Raw genomic sequence first — 3,234 nt, forward strand, 5'->3', positions numbered from 1 at the left:
AGTAGTGGCGAGCGAACGCGGAAGAGGCCAAACCGGTCCATGTGTGATAGCCGGCGGGCGTTGCATGGCCGGGGTTGCGGGACTTTCCGCTGCTGTTCTGCCGGACAGCGAAAGTGAGTGCGTGCGTATAGGTGAACGGTCTTGAAAGGCCGGCCGGAGAAGGTGTAAGCCCTGTAACCGTAATGCGTGACGCCGCTTGGAGAGTATCCCAAGTAGCACGGGGCCCGAGAAATCCCGTGCGAATCTGCCAGGACCACCTGGTAAGCCTGAATACTACCTGATGACCGATAGCGGACAAGTACCGTGAGGGAAAGGTGAAAAGTACCCCGGGAGGGGAGTGAAACAGTACCTGAAACCGTGTGCTTACAATCCGTCGGAGCAGCCTTGTAGCTGTGACGGCGTGCCTTTTGAAGAATGAGCCTGCGAGTTAGTGTTACGTCGCGAGGTTAACCCGTGTGGGGAAGCCGTAGCGAAAGCGAGTCTGAATAGGGCGATGCAGTGGCGTGATCTAGACCCGAAGCGGAGTGATCTACCCATGGCCAGGTTGAAGCGCGTGTAAGAGCGCGTGGAGGACCGAACCCACTTCAGTTGAAAATGGAGGGGATGAGCTGTGGGTAGGGGTGAAAGGCCAATCAAACTCCGTGATAGCTGGTTCTCCCCGAAATGCATTTAGGTGCAGCGTTGCGTGTTTCTTGCCGGAGGTAGAGCTACTGGATGGCCGATGGGCCCTACAAGGTTACTGACGTCAGCCAAACTCCGAATGCCGGCAAGTGAGAGCGCAGCAGTGAGACTGTGGGGGATAAGCTTCATAGTCGAGAGGGAAACAGCCCAGACCACCAACTAAGGCCCCTAAGCGTGTGCTAAGTGGAAAAGGATGTGGAGTTGCCCAGACAACCAGGAGGTTGGCTTAGAAGCAGCCACCCTTGAAAGAGTGCGTAATAGCTCACTGGTCAAGTGATTCCGCGCCGACAATGTAGCGGGGCTCAAGTACACCGCCGAAGTTGTGGCATCAGCGTATTATCCAAGCCTTCGTGGTTCAGGAGCGCTGGTGGGTAGGGGAGCGTCGTGTGGGCAGTGAAGCTGCGGCGGAAGCCAGTGGTGGAGCCTACACGAGTGAGAATGCAGGCATGAGTAGCGAAAGACGGGTGGGAAACCCGTCCGCCGAATGATCAAGGGTTCCAGGGTCAAGCTAATCTGCCCTGGGTAAGTCGGGACCTAAGGCGAGGCCGACAGGCGTAGTCGATGGACAACGGGTTGATATTCCCGTACCGGCGAAAAACCGCCCATGCCAATCCGGTGATGCTAACCGCCCAAACCGTTCATCCGTGCCCTTCGGGGCCAGTATGGGCGGGGCGCGCGGGACCCGATCCGGGGAGGTAAGCGTATTAACAGGTGTGACGCAGGAAGGTAGCCGAGCCGGGCGATGGTAGTCCCGGTCCAAGGATGTAGGGTGAACGGTTGGCAAATCCGCCGTTCGTGAAGCCTGAGACCTGACGGGACCCCCGTATGGGGGGATTCGGTGATCCTATGCTGCCGAGAAAAGCATCGACGCGAGGTTTTAGCCGCCCGTACCCCAAACCGACACAGGTGATCAGGTAGAGAATACCAAGGCGATCGAGAGAATTATGGTTAAGGAACTCGGCAAAATGCCCCCGTAACTTCGGGAGAAGGGGGGCCCCGACCGTGAAGAAGCCTTGCGCTTCGGAGCGGGTAAGGGCCGCAGAGACCAGGGGGAAGCGACTGTTTACTAAAAACACAGGTCCGTGCGAAGTCGCAAGACGATGTATACGGACTGACTCCTGCCCGGTGCTGGAAGGTTAAGAGGACCTGTTAGCCCCTTTGGGGGCGAAGCGGAGAATTTAAGCCCCAGTAAACGGCGGTGGTAACTATAACCATCCTAAGGTAGCGAAATTCCTTGTCGGGTAAGTTCCGACCTGCACGAATGGAGTAACGACTTCCCCGCTGTCTCAACCATAAACTCGGCGAAATTGCACTACGAGTAAAGATGCTCGTTACGCGCAGCAGGACGGAAAGACCCCGAGACCTTTACTATAGTTTGGTATTGGTGTTCGGTGTGGCTTGTGTAGGATAGGTGGGAGACTGTGAAGCCCGGACGCCAGTTCGGGTGGAGTCATCGTTGAAATACCACTCTGGTCACTCTGGACATCTAACTTCGGCCCGTAATCCGGGTCAGGGACAGTGCCTGATGGGTAGTTTAACTGGGGCGGTTGCCTCCTAAAGAGTAACGGAGGCGCCCAAAGGTTCCCTCAGCCTGGTTGGCAATCAGGTGGCGAGTGTAAGTGCACAAGGGAGCTTGACTGTGAGAGAGACATCTCGAGCAGGGACGAAAGTCGGGACTAGTGATCCGGCGGCACATTGTGGAATGGCCGTCGCTCAACGGATAAAAGGTACCTCGGGGATAACAGGCTGATCTTGCCCAAGAGTCCATATCGACGGCATGGTTTGGCACCTCGATGTCGGCTCGTCGCATCCTGGGGCTGGAGTAGGTCCCAAGGGTTGGGCTGTTCGCCCATTAAAGCGGTACGCGAGCTGGGTTTAGAACGTCGTGAGACAGTTCGGTCCCTATCCGCTGCGCGCGCAGGAAATTTGAGAAGGTCTGTCCTTAGTACGAGAGGACCGGGACGGACGAACCTCTGGTGTGTCAGTTGTACTGCCAAGTGCACCGCTGATTAGCTACGTTCGGATTGGATAACCGCTGAAAGCATCTAAGCGGGAAGCCGGCTTCAAGATGAGATTTCCATCCCCTTTTAGGGGGAGAGGACCCCAGCCAGACCACTGGGTTGATAGGCCGGATGTGGAAGCGAGGACGAAAGACTCGTGAAGCTGACCGGTACTAATAGTCCGATAACTTACACCACACCACCCCCTTCGGGTGGGTGATCAAAACATGCTACGCGTCCGCTATGTGGTTCCCAGACAACAACCCGTTGTCGTCCAGGGAACAAACAATTGAATACAGTTCCAAGCACAAGCTTGTAACCACCAGATTTGCCGCCAGGCAACCCCCACCATAGGGTTCCGGGCGTGCACGAAGGGTTACGGCGGTCATAGCGTGGGGGAAACGCCCGGTCCCATTCCGAACCCGGAAGCTAAGGCCCACAGCGCCGATGGTACTGCACTCGGGAGGGTGTGGGAGAGTAGGTCGCCGCCGGACATTCTTTGAACACCGGGAAGGCCCCGCCAACGATGGCGGGGCCTTCCCGCGTTTAACCA

The 3,234-nt window shown here is 57.0% G+C and carries 2 rRNA genes; both read left to right on the plus strand.

The features are described 5' to 3' along the window. Positions 1-2,879 (plus strand): 23S ribosomal RNA (locus AC5RUP_RS17170); the annotation flags it as partial. 179 nt (positions 2,880-3,058) lie between these two features. After that, positions 3,059-3,175 (plus strand): 5S ribosomal RNA (gene rrf, locus AC5RUP_RS17175). The last annotated feature ends 59 nt before the right edge of the window (positions 3,176-3,234 follow it).

The sequence above is a fragment of the Arthrobacter sp. Y3223151 genome (assembly GCF_059091125.1).